Here is a 25,989-nt window from a genome sequence, read left to right on the forward strand (position 1 = left end):
TGTGTCAGGTTCAGCTTACGATCAGTTCGGTCCATTTCTGCGACAGCCAGTCAGCGCGCTGCTGGTACATGTCGTACCGTGGAATGATCGGTTCGATTTCCGAGGAAACAGATGCGAATTCAGCATCGGTAAGGCTGGTTTTCGCCCGCGCCACGGTTGGAGAGGTCCCGACCTTGCGTGACAGAAGTGTTTGAATTTCAGGCTGGCTCATGAAGTCGATAAAGACATGTGCCAGATCAAGCTTTTCGGATGCCTTGGAAACGGCCCAACTGCCGGAATCGTTGATGCCACCTTCTTTGGGGAAGGTCGACCGCACCGGATACCCATCCGCTGCGGCAAGACCGGCAACGTCGTGGTAATACTGACCCATCGGGATTTCACCCGATTTAAGTGCCTGTTCAAACTGGGCTTCGTCCCGGTACCAGAGTTGGACGTTGTCCTTGAGCTCGGCCAGCTTGTCCATGACTTTCATGATGCCTTCTTCGGTATCGAGGATTTCCTGACTCCCGAAATAGGTTTTGGCCGTCACATCAAGCAGGAAGGAGTTTGTCACCAGTGCGAGCAAGCCAAGCTGACCGGCGCGGTCGGGCTTCCAAAGCTCTTCCCAGCTGGATGGTGCCTGTGCAATCACATCGGAGTTGGAAACAAGGGTGATGTACCAGGTTACCGCACCAACGCCACAAACGCTGCCATCGTCATATTTATTAATGAAGGACGGCATGACATTTTCGACATTCGGCATTTTTGCCGGATCAAGTTTTGCCCAGATGCCTGCGGCCGAACCACGCAGCATACTAACTTGCGAAATCATCGACACATCAGCAGGCGCCTGACCTGCACGGGCCGCCTGTTCGAGCTGAACCAACCATGCCTCACCTGTCGGTTGGGCAATTGATTCAACTGAAATACCGGTCACCTTGGTGAATTCCGGGAAGATGTGTTTATCGAAACTGTCTTTGAAATAGCCGCCATACGCACCGATTTTCAGGCTTTTTTCCTGTGCGCGCACAATGCCGGGGAAACCGGCAATACCCGCCATCGCCACCGCAGAGCCGCCTGCAATCCCGGCTAAAACAGAACGGCGACTGATGCCCTTCTTGATGTCGTCCATGTGATCCACCTCTGATACTTTGAACGCTGTTTGGGCGTCCGTTTTTGATTTTTTCCCGTCGTCGTTTTCCAGTGCGGCGACGTCGTATCAGCAGCAGATCAAATTGCGGCGGATTGAAAAATCACGTATTGCTGAAACTTACTTTGGGAATCTTCAAAGTAATGCACAGGGAGCACCCATCACATGGCGATGGACCAAACAGATCTGAAGCTGCTTCGGATTTTCCTAACGATTGTCGAAGTGGGGGGATTTGCCGCCGCACAGAGTGAACTCAACCTGTCGCTTTCAACGATTTCAAGTTACGTCACCACCCTTGAAACCCGGCTTGGCTTCACACTTTGCAAACGCGGGCGCAGTGGGTTTTCGCTAACCCGTGAAGGTCAGATTGTCTTTGAGGAAGCCCACCGCCTTTTTAAATCGGTTGGCCAATATGAAACCAAGATGCGGTCACTTCGCGATAAGCTGAACGGAACATTGACCATTGGCCTGACCGACAACACCATCACCGATCCCGGTGCGCGCAAAATTGAACAAACCATTGCGCGTTTTGTGAAGCAGGCCCCGGATGTGACGTTGAATGTTGTGACCTATCCGCCCAATGATCTGTTGCGTGAAATTGTCACCGGTGCGGTTCAGGTCGGTATTTGTGCGTTTCCCAAAACCGTACTGGGGTTAAGTTACGTCTCACTCTATCCAGAAATGCACCGGTTTTATTGCAGTTCCGACCATCCGTTATTTGACCAATCCGATGATGGGATTGATATCGACGAAGTTCGGCGCTATCGGATTGTTGGGCGCAAATTCTGGCTCGGTCGGGACCTTAAGGATTTTGCCATCGCCAAGCCACATGCCATGGTTTCGGACATGGAGGCCGAAGCACGCCTGATCCTGTCAGGTGCCTTTTTGGGATATCTGCCCGAACATTATGCCAAACAGTTCGTTGAGGCGGGCCGCATGCGCGCGATCCGCCCGGATCAGTTTTATGTCGAGGCAACCTTTCAGGCCAGCTTTGACGACAGCAAGCAACTTGATCCGGTGGCCGAGCTGTTCCTTGATATCCTGATTGATGATTTTGGTGCCAAACGCGACTGAGCATTGCGCAACAGCAATATTGTCCAATATTCCCCGTTTGATTTCCGCCATGATCGGTGCAGGCTCCTCGCCCACCACACAAGCGTCAGGTCAACTGACACACAAATGAACAAGATTTGGAAACGTTGGAAATGTCACGCCCCACACCTGCCCCAACCCCAACAACGATGGGGCATTTTGCCCCGGAAACCATAAGGCGCGGTGCAATCGCCTGTTTGCCGCTTCTACCCAGCACCATTATTTTTGGTGCGGTGCTTGGTGTGCTTGCGTCCCAGCGCGGATTGTCACTTGGTGAACTTCTGTTCATGAGCCTGACGGTGTTTGCCGGATCAGCACAATTTGTGTCGGTCGATCTTTGGCGCGAAACGGTGCCTGCGGCCACCATCATCATCGCAACGGCGGTGATCAATATGCGCTATATCCTGATCGGCGCGTCGCTGCGCCCGGTGTTTCGCGGCCGCCCTCTTTGGGTCAAGGTGTGCGGCATGCATATGGTCGCCGATGAAAACTGGGCTGTCACCATGACACAGGAAAACCTTGCCAATCCGGGCTTTTTGCTGGGTGGTGGTATCTTCCTTGGGGTCGTTTGGGCGACGGGCAACAGTGTGGGCTACCTTTTGGGCGGCGGCATTCCCGACCCGGAAGTTTATGCGCTTGATTTTGCTTTCACCGCTGTTTTTGCAGCCCTGACCATTGGCATGTGGAAAGGCAAGGTCGATTTACTGCCATGGGTAGCAGCCGCCATCGGATCCATCATCGGACATTATACCCTGCCCGGCACATGGTCGATTTTGGCTGGTGCCGGGGCCGGGGTCGTCACCGCCGCCCTGACATGGCGCGACGATATGGACGACACCAGCCCCGAGGCCGAATATGCCGTTGATGGCCGACAAGCCTATGGCGCGCCCGAAGGCACGCCCACCCCGGAGGTCGGCAAATGAACAGTTTTCCTGATTTGACCAGCTTTAGCCTTGAAGCCGTTCTGACCATCCTTGGCATGGCCGCCGTCACATATGGCATGCGTCTGGGCGGCCTTATGATGGCTGATCGTTTGCCACAACATGGCCGTTGGGCGCATGTGCTTGAACGGTTGCCCGGTGCGGTTTTGATTTCCGTCTGGGTGCCCAGTGCGCTTTCGGCCGGTGCGATTGGCATTGCCGGGGCCGCCGCCACCGTGATCACCATGGCACTGGCGCGCAATCTGTTTGCCGCCATGGCGGTTGGTATGGTGTTGGTGGGGGTTGGCCGGTATTTTATTGCTAATTAGAAGACGAACAACTGCCCATAATATGGAAGCGATGCCGTGTGAGACTGATCGATTATTTTGTGACTATTTCGGCCACGAAGTACGGATTTTCCCCACACTCGAGCATAAATTTTTTGTTGTTCTTTCGAATGTCGAGAAGATCGCGCTTGCCTCTTGAGTTTTTCTTTAACAAGGATTCCACCACTTCGTCTTCTTCAAGGTACTTACTTGCGAGACACCTTAGCAATTCTTCCAGCTTCTTATCACCGATTGTACCAGCAAGAATCTCTCTCTCGTAGATGATGCTTAGACTCTCATAACCAGTAATTTTGAGATACTTCTTTACCTTACTCATCAAGCCTTTCCTCTGTAGAGAAAGCTCGGCTCAAGATACAATATCTACCATACTAAAACAACCAAAGGCACCCATTAGCACTGCCCCAATCGCTAGGGCAGTGCTAGGAGCAGATGGGAATTTACGACACGACCATATTCTGTTCGCGGGTGGATTCGAACCGAAGGTTCGGCCAGTCGCGTTGTGCGGTTTCAAGATGCCAAGCGTTGCGCGCGATGAAAACAAGCGTTTCGTCGTGATCTTCAAACAAGGCGGACTGATTGGTATCGCGGAATTTTTTGATTTCGAGCGGATCATCACCCATCACCCAACGTGCGGCATAGGCCGGGGTTTGTTCGAAATGCACCTTGATGCCGTATTCCGCCGAAATGCGTTCCTTGAGAACTTCAAACTGAAGTTGCCCAACCACGCCGACAATCCAATCGGCCCCCATCATCGGCTTAAACACCTGCGATGCGCCTTCTTCGGCGAGCTGTTCAAGGGCGCGCTGAAGATGTTTGCCCTTCAGCGGATCATCAAGACGGACTTTTTGCAGCAATTCTGGTGCAAAGGCCGGAACACCGCGGAACCGCAAATCTTCGCCTTCGGTCAGGGTATCGCCAATGCGCAGGGTGCCATGGTTAGGGATACCAATGATATCGCCCGGCCAGGCTTCTTCGGCAATGTCACGTTCATTGGCAAAGAACAGCATCGGGTTATGCACCGCCATCTGTTTGCCTGCACGCACATGTTTCAATTTCATGCCGCGTTTGAAATGACCGGAACACAGACGGATGAAGGCAATGCGGTCGCGGTGGTTCGGGTCAATATTGGCCTGCACCTTAAACACAAAGCCAGACACCTTGGTTTCAGACGACTCAACCGTTCGCGTGGCGGCTTCTTGCGGGCGCGGGGTCGGCGCGTTTTCGCCAATACCGCGCAACAATTCACGCACACCAAAGTTATTAATCGCCGAGCCAAAGAACACCGGGGTCAGGTGCCCTTCGCGGTAGCTTTCAAGATCAAATTCAGGGCACATCGCGCGGACCATTTCGATGTCTTCGCGCAGCTGTGCGACGAGGTAATCTGGGACCAACTCATCAAGTTTCGGATCATTCAGACCATTGATCTGAATCGAATCCTTAACAACATTACCGCCCTTTTCCATGAACAGGATGCGGTCGTTGATCAGATCATAGCAGCCCTTAAAATCACGGCCAGAGCCAATCGGCCAAGTGACCGGCGACACATCAAGGGCGAGATCCTGTTCGATTTGATCGATCAGCTCAAAGAAATCACGGGTTTCACGGTCGATTTTGTTCACAAACGTCGTGATTGGCACATCGCGCATCCGGCAAACTTCAAACAGTTTGCGCGTCTGGGTTTCAATCCCCTTGGCGGCATCAATCACCATGACAGCGGAATCAACCGCGGTCAAAACGCGGTAGGTATCTTCGGAAAAGTCTTCGTGGCCCGGCGTATCAAGCAGATTGTAGATGTTATCTTCAAACTCGAACGTCATCACAGCCGAAGATACAGAAATACCACGGTCCTGTTCGATCTTCATAAAGTCCGAACGTGCGCCGCGCTGTTCCTTTTTCGCCTTAACCGCACCGGCCATCTGAATCGCACCCCCGAAAAGCAACAGCTTTTCCGTCAGGGTCGTTTTACCCGCATCCGGGTGCGAAATGATGGCGAAGGTACGGCGACGCGATACCTGCTGGTCAATCGTCGACATTCTTGATCCATTAACACTGATTTCGATTTGGCGCGCACTGTAACGATTTTTAAGCTGCGCGCCATCCCGAAATCGTCATGACGGGTATGAATTCTGCCCGTCACGACCGGTTCAGTGCACAATCTGGAACACCAGCCCGACAGCGAATGACCCGATCAGGGCATAGGCAAGATACAGCGCGAAAACCGGTTTCTTGACGAGTGCGAAGACCGCAATCGCAGCAGGAAGGGACGATACACCACCCGCAACCAGAAATGCCATACCGGCACCAGCCTGCATACCCTGACCGATCAGTCCACCGACCAGCGGCAGAGCGGCATACCCGTTCAGGTAAGCAGGAACACCGACAAGGGTCGCGATCAGGACGGGCAAAACGCCATCCCCGCCAACAGCAGCCGAAACTGTTTCAGCTGGAATATAGGTAACCATCAGGCTTTCCAACAAAAACGCCAAGGCCAGCCACTTACCCAGAAACAGGGTGGTTTTGATGGCATCCCGGCGAAATCTGTCCGTACGGTCCGGTTCCTGCCAGAAACGCCATACCGGCGGCTTTGGGGACCGCATCTTACCCCCGCCGCAGCCGCCGTTTCCAATCCCTTCGCGCAAAGGGTCGGTCAGGAAACCAAGCCGGGTCAGCCAAAGCGTGGCAAAACCGCCAATCAAACCAAGTGCAATCGCGGCAAGCAATTTACCGACCGCAAATTCCATCCCAATGGTGCCGACAGTCAGCATGAACATTGCCGGATCAATCACCGGGGACGCCAACCAGAACGCCATCACCGGCGCCAATGGAACGCCCATCGACAACAGGGCAGCAATCAGCGGGATCACGCCGCACGAGCAGAAAGGCGACAATGCGCCAAATGCAGACGCCATCAGGACCATCTTCACAGGATGACCACTGAAAGCGCGCGCAATCAGGCTATCTGCCCCGGTTGCCCCGGCCCAAGCGGCAATCATCACCGACAACAGCAGGAATGGTGCGACCGACGCAAGCTGCTGCCCGGTAAAGACCAGACTGCCGGCTAATTGAGCAGGCACGACCACGGCCAATGCCAACAATATTGCGACAATGGTGACCCAAACCCGGTCAAGGGACCTGCCGGTTTCGGCAAACCGGCGAAGTTTCAATGCAATATTTGACATATCCATATCCCTAGTATAATAGTTATGTTTAGGCAAAAAAAGGGATGGCTCAGACCATCTCTTTCGCCTGCCCGACATCAACCCCGATGCAGCATTCATCAATCAGTGTTCCCAGCACGTTGCGCACCGCCAGGATCTCGGCGTGATTAACGACCTCGCGACCGTGTTTTTCCTGCCGAACCAGCCCAACCTGAACAAGCGCACCCAAATGGTGGGCCAGTGTCGAGGCCGGAAGACCAGTATGGCGACCGATTTCACCGATATTCAATCCGGTTTCTCCCGCCCGCACCAGCAGACGGAAAATGCCCAGACGGGCCGAATGGCCCAATGCGGCCAGGAGAGGGGCAATGTCTGTTTCCTTCATGCCGCCAATTATAACTATATTTCTAGTTATTTAAAGACGTTTTTCCCTCTCCATCAAGATGCTGATAATACTGAACATTCTGAAGGATCACGTCCCAGAACCCGCTTTGAAACAGAATTGTCACTTGTCAAACAACAGTTGTGTCGATACTTCTCGACATATGGACACAAACAATGCAATTGCCGCCCTTGGGGCTCTGGCACAGGAACACAGACTTTCGGCTTTTCGCTTGCTTGCCCAAATGGGTGAAACCGGCATGGCTGCAGGCGAACTTGCCCGCAAGGTCGGCATTCCGCACAACACCATGTCGTCGCATCTGGCAACATTGAGCAATGCAGGATTAATCAGCGCAACCCGTGACGGTCGATCCATGATCTATCGCATCGTGCCCGAAGTGATGCGCGGTCTTCTTGGGTTCCTGACAGATGATTGCTGCCATGGTCGTCCGGAATTATGTGGACTGACCGCCCCCTCCAAGGACTGCTGTTAATTCATTCTTTCCCTGCAAAGGACAAAGCGACATGTCTGGTGGAACCTATAACGTGCTTTTTCTGTGCCGAGCTAATTCCGCGCGCAGCATCATGGCCGAAGCCATCCTGAAAAAAGAAGGGCATGACCACTTTTTCGGGTTTAGCGCAGGTTCCCACCCGCGCGGTGAAATTCATCCCTATACAGCAGATCTTCTGCAATCGCTTGATCATGACCCGTCAGAATTTTCATCCAAGGAAATGGAAGTTTATTCCCAGAAAAACGAAGTCAAATTCGATTTCGTTTTTACCGTGTGTGACACCATGAACAACGAGGATTGCCCGATCTTTCCGGGATCGCCGATGACTGCCCACTGGGGCGTTCCTGACCCGGCAGCCGTTACCGGCACCGAAGCCGAAAAACGTCTGGCCTTTGCCGACGCCTATCGGATGCTGCGCAATCGTATTTCGATTTTCACCAGTCTTCCGTCCCAGTCACTCGATCGGCTGTCATTGCAGCACAAGCTCGATGAAATCGGCCAGATCACATCAAGCGAGGACGCATGACCACCAAAGAAGATGCCCCGATGAACCTGTTTGAACGCTACTTAACCGTCTGGGTCGCGGCCAGCATCGTGGTTGGCATTGCCCTTGGTGAAATGCTCCCGGGCCTGTTTCAGACCATTGGCAATCTGACCGCCTATGAAATCAATTTACCGGTCACCATCCTGATCTGGTTGATGATTGTACCGATGTTGATGAAGGTTGATTTCAAGGCCCTTCATGAAGTCGGCAAACAGTGGCGCGGCATTGGGGTTACACTTGGGGTGAACTGGCTGATCAAGCCCTTTACCATGGCCGCTCTTGGCTGGTTATTTATCGGGGTCCTGTTTCGCCCGCTTCTGCCAGAGGCCGAAATTGAAAGCTATATCGCTGGCTTGATCCTTTTGGGCGCGGCTCCCTGTACGGCCATGGTGTTTGTCTGGTCCAACCTGACCAAGGGGGACGCGAATTTCACGCTCAGCCAGGTTGCGCTGAACGATACCATCATGATTTTTGCCTTTGCACCGATTGTCGCACTTTTGCTGGGGATTTCGGCGATTACCATTCCGTGGGAAACGTTGACCATCTCTGTTGTTGCTTTCATCGTGATCCCGGTCATTGTCGGGCAATTCCTCCGCCAGCTCTTCATGGCACGGGGGCAAACGGCCTTTGCGCATTTTGATGCCAAACTCAAACCGGTTTCCATGGCAGCTCTGCTGGCGACGCTGGTCTTGCTGTTTGCCTTTCAGGGACAGCAAATCCTTGCCCAGCCGATGATTATTGTGCTGCTGGCGGTGCCGATCATTCTACAAACCTATTTCATTGCTGCAATTGCCTATGTCGCCAACAAGGTTCTGGGCGTTGAGCATAAAATTGCGGCCCCATCAGCGATGATTGGCGCATCCAATTTCTTTGAACTGGCTGTTGCCACCGCCATTGGTTTGTTCGGGTTCTCATCGGGTGCGGCATTGGCAACCGTGGTTGGCGTGCTTGTCGAAGTACCGGTGATGCTGTCGCTTGTCGCGATTGCCAACCGGTCACGTCATTGGTTTGCGGATGCAAAAACCACCACATCCCAAACTTCCGAGGTTTCAAAATGACCGGAAAAATGCGCATTGGTATCAATGGGTTTGGCCGTATGGGACGCTTGGCTCTGCGCGCTGGTTTCGGGCATCCTGACCTTGAATTTGTCCATATCAACGAAATCAATGGCGGGGCAAAAACCGCAGCCCACCTTTTGGAATTTGATTCCGTGCATGGCCGCTGGACCAAAGGCGTTGAATGTATTGACGATCAGGTCGTGATTGACCAGACGCATAAAATCTCGTTTAGCGACAACCCGACACCGGGCGAGACCGACTGGGCTGCATTTGGCTGTGACATTGTTTTGGAATGCACCGGAAAGTTCAAAACACCAGAGACCATCCAGCCCTATTTCGATCAGGGGATCAAAAAGGTCATCGTGGCCGCGCCGGTCAAGGAAGGTGCGCTTAATATTGTCTATGGCGTGAATGACGATCTGTATGATCCGGCACAGCATGACCTTTTGACCGCGGCAAGTTGCACGACCAACTGTCTTGCACCGGTGGTCAAGGTCATTCACGAAAATCTTGGCATTGTGCATGGTTCAATCACCACCATTCATGATGTCACCAACACCCAGACCATTGTCGATTTACCGCACAAGGATTTGCGCCGTGCGCGATCCTGCCTGCAGTCACTGATTCCGACCAGCACCGGATCAGCAACCGCCATCACCATGATTTACCCGGAACTCGCCGGAAAACTGAACGGTATTGCGGTGCGCGTACCACTTTTGAATGCGTCACTGACCGATTGCGTGTTTGAAGTGGCCCAAGATACCGATGCCCAAACGGTCAACCGTCTGATGCGCGACGCATCGGAAACCTATCTGGCGGGTATTCTAGGCTATGAAGAACGCCCGCTTGTTAGTGCGGATTACCTCAATGATTCCCGGTCTTCGATCATTGATGCCGGATCAACCATGGTGATCGACAAACGTCAGGTCAAAGTTCTGGCGTGGTATGACAATGAATGGGGATATGTCTGCCGCATGGTCGATCTTGCCGCCAAAGTTGCCCAAAGCATGCCCAGCCATAGCACCAGTGGAGCATAAAATGTCATCCGCGATCCGAAATTATGCACTGGTTACGGGTGCCTATTGGGGTTTCACCCTAACCGACGGTGCATTGCGGATGCTGGTTCTGTTGCATTTTTACGCACTGGGCTATTCGGCATTCGAGATCGCGCTTTTGTTTGTTCTCTATGAATTTGCCGGAATCATCACCAATCTGGTGGGTGGGTGGCTGGCACAGGCGCGTGGATTGCGATTTACACTATTTGCCGGATTAATCTTGCAAATCGCATCGCTAACCGCACTGTCGTTTACCAACCCTGATTGGCTTCCTGCTGTTTCGGTCGCCTATGTCATGGGACTTCAGGCGGCATCGGGTGTTGCCAAGGACCTAACCAAAATGTCGAGCAAGTCGGCAATCAAGGTTCTTGTCCCGACCGAGGCAAAAGGTGCGCTGTTTCGCTGGGTAGCACTTTTGACCGGATCGAAAAACGCGTTGAAGGGCGTTGGCTTCTTTTTGGGCGGCGCGCTTTTATCGTGGTTGGGATTTTCGGGGGCCCTTTTGGCCATGGCTGCCGGACTTGGCATCACGCTGATTGCCGTCGCTCTATCTCTTGGCGCGGAAATGTCGGGTCCGACCAACGCCCTCAAACCCAAATTTCGCGACGTCTTTTCCCCGGACTGCAAGATCAACATTCTTTCAGCTGCACGTTTGTTTTTATTTGGCTCACGCGATATCTGGTTCGTTGTCGGTTTGCCTGTATTTTTGGCGGCTGAACTTGGCTGGAGCCACATTGAAGTTGGCACCTATATGGCAGCGTGGGTGATCGGGTATGGTTTCATCCAAGCAATTGCCCCCAAAATGCTCCGCGCACAAAGCCATGAACCCGATGGCCGAACCGCAAGGCTGTGGATTGTTGCCCTGATCGCTGTCACGGTCGCAATTGCAAGTGCCGTTCAACAAGGTTTCGCTCAAGAATTTGCGGTTCTGGCCGGGCTCTTGGTCTTCGGGGTTGTCTTTGCGATAAATTCATCGCTGCATTCCTATTTAATACTGGCCTATGCCGATGGCGACAAGGTCGCGATGAATGTCGGGTTTTACTACATGTCCAATGCCATGGGACGCCTTGCCGGAACGATCCTTTCCGGGGTGGCTTACTTTTATGGCGGGCTGGTTGGATGTCTTGTGACCTCAATTGCGTTTTTAACCATCAGTTGGATCATCAGTGTGGCTCTACCGAACCATCAGACACCCGCACCGCAGAGTTGAATAAAAATCTTCTTCGCAGATGCAAGATAAGCATATGAAAAGACTCATTTTCCAAATTCATCGAAATTTCATCATACAAAAACCCGTGACAAGACACTGCATATAGGGGTACGATTCCAATTAACGGTCAATAACTAGACCGCAGGAGGAGTTCCCGAGTGCCGCGAGAAAGCGTCTTAAAACGAGAATTTTCGCCCCCCGGATCGCACATGCAACATGATGTGTCCGGCGGAAACTCCTACCGCCACTTCCATCTGAATATGAAAATTGATTGCGCGCCCTTCCATGATGGAACGGCGCGTTTTGCTTTTTTGGCACAATTGATGAGGTGATCGTAATGGGTAAACGCGCAGCACGCCGTCGTAATCGTCCGCAACAGTCAGACAACAATGTCCATGACCTGTTTGATGAAAAAAACGCCGATTGGCACCCTCTCGAAACTTCCGAAGAGAAAGGACAACGCGACCAAAGTTTCCGTCGTCACATCCGGCCAAAAAGTGAAAACCAAGCAGCCCTGATGACGGCAATCGATGACTTTAACCTTGTGCTGGCACTTGGCCCTGCGGGAACGGGCAAAACCTATATCGCGGTATCCAAAGCAGTTGAAGCGCTTGATAAAGGCGAAATTGGCCGCATCGTTCTGGCCCGCCCGGCAGTTGAGGCGGGCGAAAACATCGGGTTCCTGCCCGGTGATGTTGAAGCCAAAATGGCCCCGTATCTGCGCCCGCTTTATGACGCGCTGAATGATCGTCTCGGCACCAAACGGCTTCGCACCTATATCTCGGACGGCACGATTGAAATCGCCCCGATTGGCTATATGCGTGGCCGGACACTCAACAATGCCTTCGTCGTGATTGATGAGGCGCAAAACTGCACATACGGGCAGCTTAAGATGCTGGTGACCCGCCTTGGCTGGAATGCAACCATGATCCTGACCGGCGACCCGGACCAGACCGACCTTCTGCCAGAAATGTCGGGCCTGTCGGAAATGTCAGATCGTCTGGAAAATGTCGAAGACATTGCCTGCGTCCGACTACGTGACAAGGATATCGTCCGTCACCCACTGGTCGCAAGCATGTTGACCGTTCTTTAACAAGATCCGACGCAGCAAACCAAAGAAGAAAAGGCGGGCCCGAGGGGGTCCGCCACTTTTTTTGGGGAATATCAGATCGGCTTTACCGGCCCATCGCAGCAATTTCACCGCTGTTTGATACCGGAATGCCATCCTGCCCGGCGCGTTTTGCCCGACCGGTGTGCCAAAATTCAGGGTCTTCGGTATATCCGCTGAACTCATCAAGGTGGATGTCTTCGGGGGGTTCCGGGTGAATGGTGATATCAAGATCGGGATATTCCGCCCGGATGCTGTCCATCACCTGATGGCAAATGGTGTGCGATTCGCGCATCAACATGCCGCCATCCATGATCAACTCAATCTCGGCAAAGCGATGCACGCCCGATGACCGTGTCCGCAGACGGTGAATGCCGATCACGGATGCATTTTTCATCGTCAGATCAATGATCCGCTGACTATCGGATTCGGGCAGTTCCGCATCCATCAGAACCTTGATCGAATGTCTGCCCACCTTGATCGCCGATACGACAAGGAACCCGGCAACCAGAACACCAATCACCGGGTCGGCCCACAGGAAGCCCGACATGCCAAGAACAAGGGCAAGGATCACCGCCGCATTGGCCAGAATATCGCTGGTATATTGCAACGAATCGGCTTCAACCGCGACCGAGCCCGAAACGCGGGCTGCTTTGCGCTGGAGCAATACCAGCCCAAAAGTCATGACCATCGATACCGCCATCATCCAGATGCCTTCGGTAGCAAAGCGAATCGGTTGGGGTTCGAACACGCGCGAAGATGCTTCGGCAACGACAAAAACCGCCGCCCCGATCATAAAGGCACATTGGAAAAGTCCGGCAAGCGGTTCGGCCTTGCCATGACCAAAGCGATGATCATGGTCGGCCGGACGCCATGCGGATCGCACAGCCATAAAGTTGACAACAGCGGTGCCAACGTCAAGCATGCTGTCGACCATTGATGACAGGAGGCTAACAGAATCGGTCAGGAACCAGCCAACGGCCTTAATCCCGATCAGTGTTGCAGCAATGACAATGGAGGCCGTCGTTGCACGACGCGCCCACATTTCTTTTTGTGCAATGTCAATGACGGGACATTGACTCATATAAACTGACCTTTAGCATTCAATTTCCGCAGCCTAACAGGCATTTTATAGCCTGTTTGGACGCAATATGTAATGTCTATTGCCATATTTTCCGAGGTCACTGTGCCGCAAATAGCGCATATTTGATATTCCGCAAGGTTTCCAAGCCACATTCAAGCGATTATATCTCGCGTTCAGGCACATAAAACACAACCATAGGCCAACTGATGATTGTAGAGATCGGACATTACGCGTTGATACTGTCCCTTGTAATGGCAGTTGCCCAGTCGACCATTCCGTTTATCGCGGCATCGCGCCGTGATCCGGTGTTGTTACTGGTTGCCCCGCGTCTGGCCATCACATGTTTTGCACTCGTCGCGGCAAGCTTCGTTGCACTGACCTATGCTTATGTGACGTCTGACTTTTCTGTTTTGAACGTTCTGGCCAACAGCCACACGTCCAAACCAATGATCTATAAAATCACCGGTGTCTGGGCCAATCACGAAGGGTCCATGTTGCTTTGGGTGATGATCCTGACCCTGTTTGGTGGGGCGGTTGCCGCCTTTGGCCGCAATTTACCGCCGACATTGCTTGCGCGTGTTCTGGGCGTTATGGGGCTGATCGCGGCCGGGTTTATTTTATTCATCGTTCTGACCTCCAACCCGTTTGAGCGCGTTTTGAACCCGCCGCTTGACGGGGAAGGTATGAACCCGCTTTTGCAAGATCCGGGCATCGCCATCCATCCGCCCTTCCTGTATCTCGGCTATGTCGGGTTTTCTGTTGCCTTTGCCTTTGCCGTTGCCGCCCTGATTGAAGGCCGGGTTGATCCGGCGTGGGCGCGCTGGGTACGGCCATGGACACTGGCGGCATGGGTCTTCCTGACCGCAGGTATCGGTCTTGGATCGTGGTGGGCCTATTACGAGCTTGGCTGGGGCGGCTGGTGGTTCTGGGACCCGGTCGAAAACGCATCCTTCATGCCATGGTTGGCTGGAACTGCGTTGCTGCATTCCGCTATCGTTGTTGAAAAGCGCGATGCGTTGAAAAGCTGGACGATCTTTCTGGCGATTCTGGCGTTTTCCTTCTCATTGCTTGGCACCTTCCTTGTGCGGTCGGGTGCGCTGACATCGGTGCATGCCTTTGCCACCGATCCAACGCGCGGCGTGTTTATCCTGTTCTTGCTGTGTATCGCCGTTGGTGGGTCGTTAACGCTTTATGCGTGGCGGGCACCGACCCTTAAGGGCGGAGGGTTGTTCCAGCCAATTTCGCGCGAAGGGGCCTTGATTTTCAACAACGTGTTGCTGTCGATTGCCGCAGCTATGGTGTTGCTTGGCACGTTGTATCCGCTGTTGCTCGAAACCCTTACGGGTGAAAAGATTTCGGTTGGCGCGCCGTTCTTTAATGCGACATTCGTTCCGATCATGACGCCGGTGATTATTGCCATGGCATTTGGTCCGATGATGCCATGGAAACGGGCCGATCTGTTTGCCGTGATGGGCAAACTCAAGATTGCGCTGTCGGTTGCCGCCGTGGTCGTACTGGTTACGCTTTGGCTTTCGGGTGGTCCGGCCTTTGCGCTGTTTGGCATGGGGCTGGCTGCGTGGCTGTTTATCGGCTCCATCCTTGAATGGGCGGGACGGATCAAACTGTTCCGGGCACCTTTTGCCACCAGTCTGCGCCGCATGCGCGATTTGCCGCGCTCTGCCCATGGCACCATGCTGGCTCATGCTGGCGTGGCGATTGTGGTTGCGGGGATCACCGGATCACAGGCATGGACGCAAGAATCGGTGCAATCGCTTGGCATTGGGGAAAGTGCCCATATTGCCGATCATCGCTTTACACTGTCTGATATTCGCGAATATCAGGGACCGAACTTTGTTGCCCGTGAAGCCACAGTGACCATTACCACCCCGGGCGAACGCACCATTGTTTTGACACCGGAAAAACGTGTCTACACGGTCGAAGGCATGCCAACCACCGAGGCCGGAATCCGTTCGGGCTTTACTGGTGATATCTATGCCGTCATCGGCGATCAGGATGAAAGTGGCAAATGGATCACGCGCTTTTACGTCAAACCAATGATCCCATGGATGTGGGCCGGTGGCCTTGTCATGGTATTTGGCGGTTTAATGTCATTGTCTGATCGGCGCTATCGCATTGGTGCGCCGGTCCGATCCCACAAAGCATCCGCCAAACCAGCCCCCGCAGAATAAGCGTCACGACAGGAAATATTTATGACCATCGCAATTGTTCTTGGCGCAGTTACCCTGCTGGTGGCGGGTTTTGTCTTGTGGCCGATCTGGATAAACAGAAAACAAGCTCAGTCTGTTCGCAGTGACGCGAAAGAAAATCCGAGCGACACGAACACCGACAGCAAACCGGATACTGCACCCGATATACTCGGGGCTGATGATGAGATTCTGCGTGATCTTGCAGTTTATCAGGACCAGCTGTCTGAAATTGATCGTGATATTGATCGTGGTGTTCTCACGACCGAGCAGGCCAGTGCCGCACGCATCGAAGTGCAACGACGTATCCTGAACGCAGATCTGCGCATCAAAGAACAATCGGCCGCCCAGATAAACATCAAAGGATCGCCCCGCCTGCGCCCATTGATTGCCGGGCTCGTCGCGCTGTTTTTGATCGGTGGGGTTGGACTTTATCTTGATCTTGGCAGCCCTGCCTTGCCCGATCGCCCGATTGCCAGTCGAACGGCAGAAATCAATGCCGCCCGTCAGGCCGAAGCCATGGACCAGGACAGAAATGACGTCCTGAACCGGGCCGTAAGCGATCTTTCGCAAAAGCTTCTGGAAAACCCCGACAACATTCAAGGATGGGAATTGCTCGGTGCCAGCCTGATGGCGCTTGGCCGACCGGCGGAGGCCCAAACCGCCTTTCTTGAAGCGGTCAAGCTGTCAGGTCGGGATGGTGATTATCTGGCGATGTATGCCGAAAGTGTCATTCGCGCCGATAACGGCCAGATTAATGCCATCGCACGCGGCGCGCTGACCGAGGCGGCACAGACGGAAAGTATCGACCCCCGAATTCAGTATTATCTTGGCCTTGGCGATATTCAGGACGGCAATTACCCCGCGGCCATTGACCGGTGGGTCGTCCTTGCCAACAACGCACCGGCCGATGCGGGATGGCTTCCAATGGTGGTATCGCGCATACAAGATGCCGCATTGGCGCAAGGCATTGATATTGAAGGGCGACTTCATGTCAAACCATCTCCCCCGATGATGGCCGGGCCAACCGAAGATGACGTCAAAGCTGCTGAGGAAATGACGCCACAAGAACGTCAGGAAATGATCGCCTCCATGGTCAACAATCTGGCCGAGCGCCTTGAAGCCGAGCCAGAAAATCCGGAAGGCTGGGCGCGTCTGATACGGGCCTATAGCGTGATCGGGGACATGGACGCAGCGCAGGCCGCCTATACCCGCGCGACCACCCAATTTGCGGACCGTTCGGAACTGGTTGCACGCTTCACAACACTGGCTGACGAGCTTGGTCTTCGCGTCAACTAGGGGTTTATGAGGGGGTGCAATTTGATCATAAAAATTTTCAAATCCCCCTTCTAACCGCCCTTAATGGATATTATGTATCATACTCACGAATAGGGATTTATACCCATACAGCACCCAAGCGCATTGATTTTCGCGTAAAAATGTGAGAATGACACTTAACTCCAGCCCCAACCTAAATTAGGTACAACGCATACATGAGCCAATTATTACCAGAAACTGGTGGTTTTTAGTTGTTTCATTGACTAAAAAAACAATCGTAATATGCCGTAGAGATGGGATTTTCTTTGAAAAAACCCCTCCAAAAGGATAATCGGGACAATGTCACCTGCGACAAGCGGTAAGGCAAATAACCTGCTTCTGATTGAAGACAATCCGGGCGACGCACGGCTTGTTCGCGAAGCACTAAGGGAATTCAAACACCCGGTCGAATTGCACCACGTTAAGGATGCAATGACAGCGCTGCAGTTCCTGCAACAAGACGGCCCTTATCGCAATGCCCCGCGCCCACGGCTGATCCTGCTTGATCTGAATATGCCGCGTAAAGACGGGCGCGAGATGCTGCACGATATCCGCAATGATCCAAACTCTGCGTCCATCCCTGTGATCGTACTCACAACATCCGGAGCGGAACACGATGTCGACCTATGTTACGCTGCTGGTGCAAACTGTTATTTGCGCAAACCTGTCGATGTGACAGAGTTCATTGATCTTATGAAAATGATCGAATCATTCTGGCTGGGACTTGCCTTAACCCCCACGCCGTAAACCACGCGTGCCAGCGAGACTGCCTTGTCCCTGCAGACTTCTCGATATTCCAGACATATCCCGGCAAGCTTACGCTTTTGCTTTCGCGAGTTGCGCCAACCCGGCATCGGGCTTTGGTCGTTATTCGCGACATTGGTCTTTGCCATCACGGTTCTTGCTGTTTGCACCAACCTGACCCAGACCATCCGCGATGCCACCTTGCAATCGGCTCAGCAAACCATCGGCGGGGATATTTCACTGCGGTTGTTTCACCGCACCCCAACCCCGGAAGAAATCGCCTTTCTTGAACGGTTTGGTCAGCTTAGCCTGACGGCAGAACAACGGATCATGGTTGCCTCCGAAAACGAAGGCACCTCAATCCTTGCCGAGATGAAGGCAGTTGACGGCACATATCCGCTGTATGGTGATCTGGTGCTGTCGTCAAATTCATCAATCAAGACGGCACTCGCGGTGCAAGATGGTATGCCCGGTACGATCGTCGCCAGCAACTTTCTGGACGCATTGCATCTGCGCCTTGGTGATCAGGTTACACTTGGCGGGCAGGCTTTCATCATTCGCGATGTGATCAAAACCGAACCTGAACGCAGCTTCCGGCTTTTCTCACTCGGCCCTCGGATCATCATTTCAAGTAACGCCTTTCAGACTACCAACCTTGGCACGACACAAAGCCAGGTTTACTGGTATGCGCGGCTGCGCCTTGATCCAAACAAACACGCCCAAAGCGGTCAGATCATTGAGGCAATAGAAACAAAGTTCCCCGATGCAGGATGGCGAATCGTCAATGCCACCAATGGAATTCCGGGGATTGAGCGCATCAATGATTTCGCCATGGCGTTTGTCAGTTTGATTGGCATTGCCATCTTTGTAATTTGCGCAACAGCGATGCAAAATGCCCTGCGCGCAGATATTGACCAACGCCAGCCGCGCTTTGCCGTATTGCGCAGCATGGGTGCCACACGCCAACAGGTTTTAGGCGCCATTGCCGCCCAAATCGGGTGCGTTACCCTTCTCGCCTTGGTCACTGGCGGCGTGCTTTCGCTGATGATTGAATATTTTGCTGTACCTGTTTTTGCAAATATAGCGGGGCTTGATATTGCGGTTTCTGTCCCCGCATCCCTAAGCCGCTTTGGCGCAGTGGCGTTGTTTGTTGTCCTTCTCATCGCCCTGATATCCATCAGCCCGCTAACCAAGGCCAGCATCACATCGCCAAGCGCATTGTTTCGCCATCAGGTGGCGCGGGCCCAAACCGGTGCCAACCCCCGTCAAACGGCGATCAGAACATTCCTTTATGGCGCCATCATCACCGCACTGCTGTCGGTTTCCAGTAAACTAATCGGGTTTGGCTGGTTTTCAGTTGTCCTGATTGTCGGACTGATCTGTTGCCTGATGCTTTTTGCGGTCATCGCCGTCGGGCTACGTCGGGGCTGCCGATATCTTTCGACCCGATCTTACAACCTGCCGCCGTCAGTTCGTTTGGCGTTGCGCAATATTGCCAGGCCCGGCGCGCCAACATTGACCGTCATGACATCAATCGGGCTGTCCGTGACCTGCCTTATGGCGGTCGTTTTATTTGCTATTCAGGCTGGACATCATCTGACGTCGACATTGCCAAGTGACACACCTGATCTGGTGTTTTTTGATCTGCCGCCAGAAGACAGCCCGTCTTTTCGCGCGACGGCAGAAGCCATGGCAGCAGTCACCGACATTGATCAAATGCCGTTTATGCATGGACGGGTCACCCATATCAATCAAACCCCGATCAGCCAGATTAATGTTCCCCGGCGATACCAGTGGTTCGTACGGGGCGACCGTGGCCTTTCATGGACGGATCATCCGCATAAGGCAACCCAGGACAATCGCATAGTCACAGGTGAGTGGTGGCGCACGGGGCATGATGCAGGGCGTCTCGCATCACTGGATGCGGATATAGCGCATGCCCTTGGCATTACAATCGGCGATCAAATCACCCTTAATATGCTGGGCAACCCGCAGCAGGTCACGATTGCAAATCTTCGCAAGATCGACTGGACACGCCTTGCGCTTGATTTCCCGATCGTCCTGTCGCCACCGACGGAACCAATACCGCACGGGTTGATCAGTACCCTTGACCTCGGAGGGGATGCCGATACCGGGCTAGACAAAGCCAAGACAATCGCATCTGTTCAAAGCACGCTACAGCAACAGTTTCCAAATGTGCCGACGATCCGAGTGCAAGACGTTCTGGTTAAGCTTGAAACGCTTTTTGATCAGGTGGTCATCGCGATGATGGCGTTGACCCTACTCGCAACGGCGGGGGCATGTCTGGTGGTGGTCAGTGGCCTTATTGCGCTACGCCAAGGCACGGCACAGGAACTTGCAATGTTGCGTGCCCTTGGCGTGCGACCGCGTCAAATAAACAGTATTGCCGCCTGGGAAACCGGCATTGCGGTGGCTGGCAGTGGCTTTGTTGGCATTTTTCTGGGCGGGGGGATCGCGACTTTGGCTGCACATGCCATTGGGGCAGAGGTCATTGCGTTTCCGGGCATGGCGGCAGGGGGTGCTATGCTGATGGTCACACTGCTTGGCTTTGGTGCAGGGGGACTTTTGCAACGTTTGGCGCTACGCAGGCAACAAGGTTGGCGCGGTTAATCAACCGCCCGCTTATCTTGCAATGCTCATTACGAGCACCAACAAACAAAAAGGCCGCCTGCAAAAACAGGCGGCCTTTTTAAAATCGTAGAACCGACTCTTAGTTCGACAGGGCGGAAATCTGTGCCCGCGCAATTTCGAGCTCACGCTCGGCATTGGCTTTGTCGTGTGCCGTGCTGGCGGCCTTAAGAGCAGCATCTGCTGCTTCAAGACGTGCCTGCGCGTCGTCGGCTTTCAAATCGGAAACCGCAACCGCTTCTTCCGCCAGAATGGTGCAACGCTCGGGATTAACCTCTGCAACACCACCGGCGACGAAGATACGCTCGGAAACCTTACCACCTGCATAGATGTCGATGACACCCGGACGAATGGTCGAGATCATTGGTGCATGCTTTGGCAGCACACCAAAATTCCCTTCCATGCCCGGAACAACGACCATCTCGACCGGCTCGGATTTGAGCAGGGCAGACGGCGAAACAAGTTCCAGTACAGTCGTATCAGTCATGACAATCCTCGCTCCTTAGCCGGAGGGGGACCGAAACTGCCTTAGGCAGCTTCGGCCATCTTCTTGGCTTTTTCGATGGCTTCTTCGATGGTGCCGACCATGTAGAATGCCTGTTCAGGCATATGGTCGTATTCACCAGCGCAGATCGCCGCGAAAGCTTTGATGGTGTCTTCGAGCTGAACAAACACGCCCGGGCTACCAGTAAAGACTTCTGCAACGTGGAAAGGCTGCGAAAGGAAACGCTGGATTTTACGGGCACGTGCCACGACCAGTTTGTCTTCTTCCGAAAGCTCGTCCATGCCAAGGATGGCGATGATGTCCTGAAGACCTTTGTAGGTCTGCAGAATACGCTGAACTTCACGTGCGGTTTCGTAGTGTTCCTTGCCGATGACACCCGGATCGAGTGCACGCGAGGTAGAATCGAGCGGATCAACTGCCGGATAGATGCCGAGCTCGGCAATCTGACGGTTGAGCGTCGTGGTCGCGTCAAGGTGAGCAAACGAAGTTGCAGGTGCCGGATCGGTCAAGTCATCGGCCGGAACGTAAATTGCCTGAACCGAGGTAATAGAACCTTTTTTGGTCGAGGTAATACGTTCCTGCAGCGCACCCATGTCGGTTGCCAGCGTCGGCTGATAACCCACAGCAGACGGGATACGGCCGAGAAGGGCTGACACTTCCGAACCAGCCTGGGTAAAGCGGAAGATGTTATCGACGAAGAACAGAACGTCCTGACCTTCTTCGTCACGGAAGTATTCCGCCAAAGTCAGACCGGTCAAAGCAACACGTGCACGTGCTCCCGGGGGTTCGTTCATCTGGCCATAGACCAGTGCAGCTTTTGAATCGCCTTCGAGATTGATAACGCCTGATTCCATCATCTCGTGATAGAGGTCGTTACCTTCACGGGTACGTTCACCAACACCGGCAAAGACCGAATAACCACCGTGGCCTTTGGCCACGTTGTTGATCAGTTCCATGATAAGGACGGTTTTACCAACGCCCGCACCACCGAACAGACCAATTTTACCACCCTTGGTGTACGGTGCGATAAGGTCGATGACCTTAATGCCGGTAACCAAGATTTCGGTGTCGGTTGACTGATCGATGAAAGCCGGAGCTTCGCGGTGGATCGGGGACCGTTTCTTGGTGTTCACTGGACCACGTTCATCAACCGGCTCGCCGATCACGTTCAGGATACGACCCAGGGTTTCCGGACCAACCGGAACCGAGATCGCGTCACCGGTATCGGTGACTTCCTGACCGCGCTGCAGACCTTCAGTGGTGTCCATCGCGATCGTACGGACCGCGCTTTCACCAAGATGCTGTGCAACTTCAAGAACCAGACGCTGACCGTTGTTGTCAACATGCAGCGCATTCAGAATGGGAGGCAGTTCGCCGTCGAATTTAACGTCGACGACGGCGCCCATTACCTGGGAAATTTTCCCCGCCTTCTTGTTCGCCATAGGTATTGTCTCCTGCTCGGACAAAACTATCCGTTAACTTCCTGCGACCCGCTTACAAAGCCTCGGCGCCGGAAATGATTTCAATCAGTTCATTGGTGATCTGAGCCTGACGTGAGCGGTTGTATTGGATGCTCAGTCGGTCGATCATGTCGCCGGCATTGCGGGTTGCGTTATCCATCGCGGACATACGCGCACCGTGCTCGGATGCACTGCTTTCCAGCATGGCACCGAAAATCTGGACGCCAACATTACGCGGCAGCAAGTCAGCCAAGATTGCTTCTTCAGACGGCTCATACTCATAAACCGCAGAAGAACCAGTGACTTCTTCTTCCTGCTCTTCAACATCTGCTCCCGCGAACGGAACCAGCTGCTGCGCTGTAACAACTTGCGAAATAGCCGACACGAACTTGTTGTAGAAGATCGTGCAGACGTCAAATTCGCCTTCTTCGTAAAGCGCCAGAACCTTGTCAGCAACTTCGGAAGCCGAAGAGAAATTAATCCCCTTCTTACCTTCGATGCCGATATACCGGGCGACGATGTCGCCACCAAATTCACGCTTAAGCGCATCTGCGCCTTTACGGCCAACACAGATCAGCTTCACGGTCTTGCCTTCGGCCTTAAGGGCACGAATTTTAAGACGTGATGCTTTTACGATCGATGCGTTAAAACCACCGCAAAGGCCGCGGTCCGCGGTGAAGACGACGAGCAGATGCACGTCATCCTTACCAGTACCGGCCAGAAGCTTTGGTGCCCCTTGCACTCCACCTACCGCAGCTGCGAGGCGGCCCAGCATCGTCCCCATGCGATCAGCATAGGGACGCGCTGCTTCCGCTGCATCCTGCGAACGGCGGAGCTTGGAGGCAGCCACCATCTTCATCGCCGAAGTAATTTTCTTCGTCGATTTGACGCTGGCAATGCGCGAGCGCAGATCCTTCAAACTAGCCATTGCGTTTCCTCCTTCGCCTAAAGTTCAAACTTACGCGAAGGTTTTCGCGAACTTGCTGAGGAACGCTTTAAGCTTGGTTTCGCTGTCATCAGACAGAACCTTCTCGGTGCGGATCGCATCAAGGATGTCAGCGCCACTCGAACGGATGTCCGACAGGAACTGCTCTTCGAAGGCGCGAATCTTGTTGATTGCAACACCGTCAAGGTAGCCTTTAACACCAGCGTAGATCACAACAACCTGCTCTTCGACTTTAAGCGGCGAGTACTGCGGCTGCTTGAGCAGCTCGGTCAGACGTGCGCCACGGGCCAGAAGTTTCTGGGTTGCCGGATCAAGATCCGATGCGAACTGTGCGAATGCTTCCATCTCACGATACTGAGCGAGTTCCAGCTTAATCGAGCCAGCAACCTGCTTCATCGCTTTGATCTGTGCGGACGAACCAACACGCGAAACCGACAGACCAACGTTCACAGCCGGGCGTACACCCTTATAGAACAGGTCGGTTTCAAGGAAGATCTGACCATCGGTGATCGAAATCACGTTGGTCGGAATAAACGCTGAAACGTCGTTGCCCTGGGTTTCAATAACCGGAAGTGCGGTCAGCGAGCCAGCGCCGTTTTCGTCGTTCATTTTCGCAGCACGTTCGAGCAAACGAGAGTGCAGATAGAAAACGTCACCCGGGAATGCTTCACGTCCCGGCGGACGGCGAAGCAGGAGCGACATCTGACGATATGCGACTGCCTGTTTGGACAGATCATCGTAGAAGATCGTTGCGTGCATGCCGTTATCACGGAAGTACTCGCCCATTGCGCAAGCAACAAACGGTGCAAGGAACTGCATCGGTGCCGGATCAGAAGCGGTCGCAGCAACAATGATGGTGTTTTCCATCGCGCCACGTTCTTCAAGGACCTTAACAACCTGTGCAACGGTCGAACGTTTCTGACCAACAGCAACATAGATGCAGAACATCTTTTCGCTGTCGTTCTTCGCAGCATCGTTCACCGGCTTCTGGTTCAGAATGGTGTCGATGATGATGGCAGTTTTACCGGTCTGACGGTCACCAATGATCAGCTCACGCTGGCCACGGCCAATCGGGATCAGGGAGTCAATTGACTTGATACCGGTCTGTACTGGCTCATGAACCGATTTACGCGGGATGATGCCCGGTGCTTTGACGTCAGCAAGGCGACGTTCTTTTGCACCCAGATCACCTTTGCCGTCGATCGGGTTACCCAGTGCGTCAACGACGCGACCGAGAAGTTCTTTACCAACCGGAACGTCAACGATGGCGCCAGTACGTTTAACCTGGTCACCTTCCTTGATCGTACGGTCAGAACCGAAGATCACGACACCAACGTTGTCTTCTTCGAGGTTAAGGGCCATGCCCTTAATACCACCTGGGAAGTCAACAAGCTCACCAGCCTGAACATTGTCCAGACCGTAAACACGGGCAATACCATCACCGACGGACAGAACCTGACCGACTTCGGCGACTTCGGCATCAGCACCAAAATTGGCAATCTGATCCTTAAGAATAGCGGAGATTTCCGCGGCGCGGATTTCCATCACGCAACCCCTTTCATAGCGAGCTCGAGCTTCTGAAGTTTAGTCCGAAGCGAGGCATCAAAAACCCGGGAGCCGACCTTGACGATAAGACCGCCAAGAACCGCCGGATCAATTTTAAGGTCCACTTTTACAGTGGCGCCGACAACTTCTTTGAGAGCGCCGGTAACGGCTTCGATTTGCTCTTTCTTCAGCTCGGCTGCCGAGGTCACCTGAGCGGTCACTTCGCCATTATGAGCTGAGAGCATGGAAAGGTAGGAATTGATTACGCCCGGCAGGACAAACAGACGACGCTTCTGACATAGAAGCCCAACTGTCTTCTTGGTCACCTCGGAAACACCGAGCTTATCAAGAAGAGCAGCCATCGCCTTGGCCTGCATATCCCGGGAAATCACGGGACTACGGAGAACATTCCGGAGCTCATCGCTTGTTGCGATGGCTTGGTCGAGCAATTCAAGATCACTTTTGACAGCATCAAGCTGCTTGGCCGATTTGGCCAAGTCAAATAGTGCTGTGGCATAGCGCCCTTGGAGCCCGGTCGCGGCAGTATTTTGGGACACCGGTGAAAGCCCTCAATTCTGGTTATGAGAACGACTCGGATACGTATAAAAAAATGGTTCCACGAAAGGGTTTCCTTCCGAGAAGCGAGCGTTTGGTATCACATGTCCTTTGCATGGGCAACCCCCGCGCAACCCCATTTGGACGGACTTTCTCATTCTTGCCTAAAGTTGTGGCAAAACCGCGCCTAATCACTGACGTTTCGCGACTTCTTACGACTATTTTATAACAAGCGGTTTCCCGCACTCCGTGGATTTCCTCTTAGCAAAATCGCTTTTTAGGTACGATTCCCCCGACTTTCTGATGGGGGCTTCCGACATCCGCCTTCCTTAAAAGGTCAGATTCCCCAAAAAATGTGTAATCGACTTCACATTTTAACGGGCAAAGCGTCTGTTTTGCGGATCAAGGCACTTGCTCTGGGATCAAAATGAAGACGCCCAGACGAATAAGCAAACTGGTTTGCGAC

Annotated in this window: 24 protein-coding genes; 13 read left to right on the top strand and 11 right to left on the bottom strand. The window is 53.4% G+C overall.

Going from position 1 to position 25,989, the window contains the following annotated elements:
- Positions 1 to 10: 10 nt before the first annotated feature.
- A complete protein-coding gene (locus tag AMM48_RS13305) occupies positions 11 to 1,111 on the bottom strand; it encodes an extracellular solute-binding protein (protein WP_102784423.1) in 1,101 nt (366 codons plus the stop codon).
- Between the two features lie 183 nt (positions 1,112 to 1,294).
- Here AMM48_RS13305 and AMM48_RS13310 point away from each other — a divergent pair, with 183 nt between their 5' ends.
- The 3 genes from AMM48_RS13310 to AMM48_RS13320 all read left to right on the top strand — a co-directional run bounded on the left by AMM48_RS13310 (position 1,295) and on the right by AMM48_RS13320 (position 3,470).
- The gene (locus tag AMM48_RS13310; RefSeq protein ID WP_102784424.1) at positions 1,295 to 2,203 is read left to right on the top strand and encodes a LysR family transcriptional regulator; all 909 of its coding nucleotides are present in this window, start codon (positions 1,295 to 1,297) and stop codon (positions 2,201 to 2,203) included.
- Between the two features lie 131 nt (positions 2,204 to 2,334).
- The gene (locus AMM48_RS13315; RefSeq protein WP_102784425.1) at positions 2,335 to 3,144 is read left to right on the top strand and encodes an AzlC family ABC transporter permease; all 810 of its coding nucleotides are present in this window, start codon (positions 2,335 to 2,337) and stop codon (positions 3,142 to 3,144) included.
- Entirely contained in the window at positions 3,141 to 3,470 is a 330-nt protein-coding gene (locus AMM48_RS13320) for an AzlD domain-containing protein (RefSeq protein ID WP_102784426.1), read from the top strand. Before AMM48_RS13315 ends, AMM48_RS13320 begins: the two co-directional genes overlap by 4 nt.
- A gap of 52 nt (positions 3,471 to 3,522) precedes the next feature.
- On the opposite strand, the gene AMM48_RS13325 is transcribed toward AMM48_RS13320, so the two are convergent.
- The 4 genes from AMM48_RS13325 to AMM48_RS13340 all read right to left on the bottom strand — a co-directional run bounded on the left by AMM48_RS13325 (position 3,523) and on the right by AMM48_RS13340 (position 7,031).
- Complete coding sequence (locus tag AMM48_RS13325) at positions 3,523 to 3,804, bottom strand: hypothetical protein (RefSeq protein WP_102784427.1); 282 nt, start codon at positions 3,802 to 3,804, stop codon at positions 3,523 to 3,525.
- A 121-nt stretch (positions 3,805 to 3,925) separates the two neighbouring features.
- A complete protein-coding gene (locus AMM48_RS13330; RefSeq protein WP_102784428.1) occupies positions 3,926 to 5,521 on the bottom strand; it encodes a peptide chain release factor 3 in 1,596 nt (531 codons plus the stop codon).
- 111 nt (positions 5,522 to 5,632) lie between these two features.
- Positions 5,633 to 6,667, bottom strand: a complete 1,035-nt coding sequence (locus tag AMM48_RS13335) for a permease (protein ID WP_102784429.1) — start codon at positions 6,665 to 6,667, stop codon at positions 5,633 to 5,635.
- A gap of 49 nt (positions 6,668 to 6,716) precedes the next feature.
- Positions 6,717 to 7,031 carry a helix-turn-helix domain-containing protein gene (locus AMM48_RS13340; protein ID WP_102784430.1) on the bottom strand — a complete coding sequence of 105 codons (315 nt, stop codon included), beginning with the start codon at positions 7,029 to 7,031 and terminating at the stop codon, positions 6,717 to 6,719.
- A gap of 160 nt (positions 7,032 to 7,191) precedes the next feature.
- Here AMM48_RS13340 and AMM48_RS13345 point away from each other — a divergent pair, with 160 nt between their 5' ends.
- From AMM48_RS13345 to AMM48_RS13370, 6 genes are all read left to right on the top strand, one after another.
- Positions 7,192 to 7,521, top strand: coding sequence for a metalloregulator ArsR/SmtB family transcription factor (locus tag AMM48_RS13345; RefSeq protein WP_022731700.1), 330 nt, complete (start codon positions 7,192 to 7,194; stop codon positions 7,519 to 7,521).
- A gap of 31 nt (positions 7,522 to 7,552) precedes the next feature.
- A complete protein-coding gene (locus AMM48_RS13350; RefSeq protein ID WP_102784431.1) occupies positions 7,553 to 8,065 on the top strand; it encodes an arsenate reductase ArsC in 513 nt (170 codons plus the stop codon).
- A gap of 20 nt (positions 8,066 to 8,085) precedes the next feature.
- Complete coding sequence (gene arsB / locus AMM48_RS13355) at positions 8,086 to 9,141, top strand: ACR3 family arsenite efflux transporter (RefSeq protein ID WP_102784519.1); 1,056 nt, start codon at positions 8,086 to 8,088, stop codon at positions 9,139 to 9,141.
- Positions 9,138 to 10,178, top strand: coding sequence for an ArsJ-associated glyceraldehyde-3-phosphate dehydrogenase (locus tag AMM48_RS13360; protein WP_102784432.1), 1,041 nt, complete (start codon positions 9,138 to 9,140; stop codon positions 10,176 to 10,178). The genes arsB and AMM48_RS13360 overlap by 4 nt, the downstream gene beginning before the upstream one ends.
- A gap of 1 nt (position 10,179) precedes the next feature.
- A complete protein-coding gene (arsJ, locus tag AMM48_RS13365) occupies positions 10,180 to 11,406 on the top strand; it encodes an organoarsenical effux MFS transporter ArsJ (protein ID WP_102784433.1) in 1,227 nt (408 codons plus the stop codon).
- A gap of 337 nt (positions 11,407 to 11,743) precedes the next feature.
- Positions 11,744 to 12,499: a PhoH family protein gene (locus AMM48_RS13370; RefSeq protein WP_022731705.1), complete on the top strand. Its 756-nt coding sequence runs from the start codon at positions 11,744 to 11,746 to the stop codon at positions 12,497 to 12,499.
- Between the two features lie 82 nt (positions 12,500 to 12,581).
- Here the strand turns inward: AMM48_RS13370 and AMM48_RS13375 are convergent, their stop codons facing one another.
- Positions 12,582 to 13,598 carry a cation diffusion facilitator family transporter gene (locus tag AMM48_RS13375; RefSeq protein ID WP_022731708.1) on the bottom strand — a complete coding sequence of 339 codons (1,017 nt, stop codon included), beginning with the start codon at positions 13,596 to 13,598 and terminating at the stop codon, positions 12,582 to 12,584.
- A 206-nt stretch (positions 13,599 to 13,804) separates the two neighbouring features.
- On the opposite strand from AMM48_RS13375, the gene AMM48_RS13380 reads away from it, so the two are divergent.
- The 4 genes from AMM48_RS13380 (at position 13,805) to AMM48_RS13395 (ending at position 20,494) form a co-directional block, all read left to right on the top strand.
- Complete coding sequence (locus tag AMM48_RS13380; protein ID WP_102784434.1) at positions 13,805 to 15,787, top strand: heme lyase CcmF/NrfE family subunit; 1,983 nt, start codon at positions 13,805 to 13,807, stop codon at positions 15,785 to 15,787.
- 21 nt (positions 15,788 to 15,808) lie between these two features.
- The gene (gene ccmI / locus AMM48_RS13385) at positions 15,809 to 17,101 is read left to right on the top strand and encodes a c-type cytochrome biogenesis protein CcmI (protein ID WP_102784435.1); all 1,293 of its coding nucleotides are present in this window, start codon (positions 15,809 to 15,811) and stop codon (positions 17,099 to 17,101) included.
- Positions 17,102 to 17,419: 318 nt separating this feature from the next.
- The gene (locus AMM48_RS13390) at positions 17,420 to 17,866 is read left to right on the top strand and encodes a response regulator (protein WP_022731711.1); all 447 of its coding nucleotides are present in this window, start codon (positions 17,420 to 17,422) and stop codon (positions 17,864 to 17,866) included.
- Between the two features lie 24 nt (positions 17,867 to 17,890).
- Complete coding sequence (locus AMM48_RS13395) at positions 17,891 to 20,494, top strand: FtsX-like permease family protein (RefSeq protein ID WP_146030411.1); 2,604 nt, start codon at positions 17,891 to 17,893, stop codon at positions 20,492 to 20,494.
- A gap of 100 nt (positions 20,495 to 20,594) precedes the next feature.
- Here AMM48_RS13395 and atpC read toward each other — a convergent pair whose 3' ends face one another.
- From atpC to AMM48_RS13420, 5 genes are read right to left on the bottom strand one after another with little or no spacing between them, the layout of a single operon-like run.
- On the bottom strand, positions 20,595 to 20,999 hold the full coding sequence (gene atpC, locus AMM48_RS13400; RefSeq protein ID WP_022731713.1) for an ATP synthase F1 subunit epsilon: 405 nt from the start codon (positions 20,997 to 20,999) through the stop codon (positions 20,595 to 20,597).
- A 41-nt stretch (positions 21,000 to 21,040) separates the two neighbouring features.
- Entirely contained in the window at positions 21,041 to 22,459 is a 1,419-nt protein-coding gene (gene atpD / locus AMM48_RS13405; protein WP_102784437.1) for a F0F1 ATP synthase subunit beta, read from the bottom strand.
- Positions 22,460 to 22,511: 52 nt separating this feature from the next.
- Positions 22,512 to 23,405: a F0F1 ATP synthase subunit gamma gene (locus tag AMM48_RS13410; RefSeq protein WP_022731715.1), complete on the bottom strand. Its 894-nt coding sequence runs from the start codon at positions 23,403 to 23,405 to the stop codon at positions 22,512 to 22,514.
- 30 nt (positions 23,406 to 23,435) lie between these two features.
- Positions 23,436 to 24,968, bottom strand: a complete 1,533-nt coding sequence (gene atpA / locus AMM48_RS13415) for a F0F1 ATP synthase subunit alpha (RefSeq protein ID WP_101303197.1) — start codon at positions 24,966 to 24,968, stop codon at positions 23,436 to 23,438.
- Positions 24,968 to 25,525 (bottom strand): F0F1 ATP synthase subunit delta, encoded by a 558-nt coding sequence (locus tag AMM48_RS13420; RefSeq protein ID WP_022731717.1) that lies wholly within the window; start codon positions 25,523 to 25,525, stop codon positions 24,968 to 24,970. Before AMM48_RS13420 ends, atpA begins: the two co-directional genes overlap by 1 nt.
- Positions 25,526 to 25,989 lie beyond the last annotated feature (464 nt).

Origin of the sequence: Thalassospira sp. GB04J01 (genome assembly GCF_000751115.1) — a bacterium.
GTDB classification, from domain to species: Bacteria; Pseudomonadota; Alphaproteobacteria; order Rhodospirillales; family Thalassospiraceae; genus Thalassospira; species Thalassospira lucentensis.

Excerpts from the sequence above, each read along its gene's own strand:
- arsB (WP_102784519.1), top strand. The coding sequence starts at position 8,086 with ATGAACCTGTTTGAACGCTACTTAACCGTCTGGGTCGCGGCCAGCATC.
- AMM48_RS13325 (WP_102784427.1), bottom strand. The coding sequence starts at position 3,804 with ATGAGTAAGGTAAAGAAGTATCTCAAAATTACTGGTTATGAGAGTCTA.
- AMM48_RS13380 (WP_102784434.1), top strand. The coding sequence starts at position 13,805 with ATGATTGTAGAGATCGGACATTACGCGTTGATACTGTCCCTTGTAATG.
- AMM48_RS13330 (WP_102784428.1), bottom strand. The coding sequence starts at position 5,521 with ATGTCGACGATTGACCAGCAGGTATCGCGTCGCCGTACCTTCGCCATC.
- arsJ (WP_102784433.1), top strand. The coding sequence starts at position 10,180 with ATGTCATCCGCGATCCGAAATTATGCACTGGTTACGGGTGCCTATTGG.
- AMM48_RS13375 (WP_022731708.1), bottom strand. The coding sequence starts at position 13,598 with ATGAGTCAATGTCCCGTCATTGACATTGCACAAAAAGAAATGTGGGCG.
- AMM48_RS13350 (WP_102784431.1), top strand. The coding sequence starts at position 7,553 with ATGTCTGGTGGAACCTATAACGTGCTTTTTCTGTGCCGAGCTAATTCC.
- atpA (WP_101303197.1), bottom strand. The coding sequence starts at position 24,968 with ATGGAAATCCGCGCCGCGGAAATCTCCGCTATTCTTAAGGATCAGATT.
- ccmI (WP_102784435.1), top strand. The coding sequence starts at position 15,809 with ATGACCATCGCAATTGTTCTTGGCGCAGTTACCCTGCTGGTGGCGGGT.
- AMM48_RS13310 (WP_102784424.1), top strand. The coding sequence starts at position 1,295 with ATGGCGATGGACCAAACAGATCTGAAGCTGCTTCGGATTTTCCTAACG.
- atpC (WP_022731713.1), bottom strand. The coding sequence starts at position 20,999 with ATGACTGATACGACTGTACTGGAACTTGTTTCGCCGTCTGCCCTGCTC.
- AMM48_RS13335 (WP_102784429.1), bottom strand. The coding sequence starts at position 6,667 with ATGTCAAATATTGCATTGAAACTTCGCCGGTTTGCCGAAACCGGCAGG.
- AMM48_RS13410 (WP_022731715.1), bottom strand. The coding sequence starts at position 23,405 with ATGGCTAGTTTGAAGGATCTGCGCTCGCGCATTGCCAGCGTCAAATCG.
- AMM48_RS13340 (WP_102784430.1), bottom strand. The coding sequence starts at position 7,031 with ATGAAGGAAACAGACATTGCCCCTCTCCTGGCCGCATTGGGCCATTCG.
- AMM48_RS13370 (WP_022731705.1), top strand. The coding sequence starts at position 11,744 with ATGGGTAAACGCGCAGCACGCCGTCGTAATCGTCCGCAACAGTCAGAC.
- AMM48_RS13305 (WP_102784423.1), bottom strand. The coding sequence starts at position 1,111 with ATGGACGACATCAAGAAGGGCATCAGTCGCCGTTCTGTTTTAGCCGGG.
- AMM48_RS13320 (WP_102784426.1), top strand. The coding sequence starts at position 3,141 with ATGAACAGTTTTCCTGATTTGACCAGCTTTAGCCTTGAAGCCGTTCTG.
- AMM48_RS13315 (WP_102784425.1), top strand. The coding sequence starts at position 2,335 with ATGTCACGCCCCACACCTGCCCCAACCCCAACAACGATGGGGCATTTT.
- AMM48_RS13345 (WP_022731700.1), top strand. The coding sequence starts at position 7,192 with ATGGACACAAACAATGCAATTGCCGCCCTTGGGGCTCTGGCACAGGAA.
- AMM48_RS13390 (WP_022731711.1), top strand. The coding sequence starts at position 17,420 with ATGTCACCTGCGACAAGCGGTAAGGCAAATAACCTGCTTCTGATTGAA.
- AMM48_RS13360 (WP_102784432.1), top strand. The coding sequence starts at position 9,138 with ATGACCGGAAAAATGCGCATTGGTATCAATGGGTTTGGCCGTATGGGA.
- atpD (WP_102784437.1), bottom strand. The coding sequence starts at position 22,459 with ATGGCGAACAAGAAGGCGGGGAAAATTTCCCAGGTAATGGGCGCCGTC.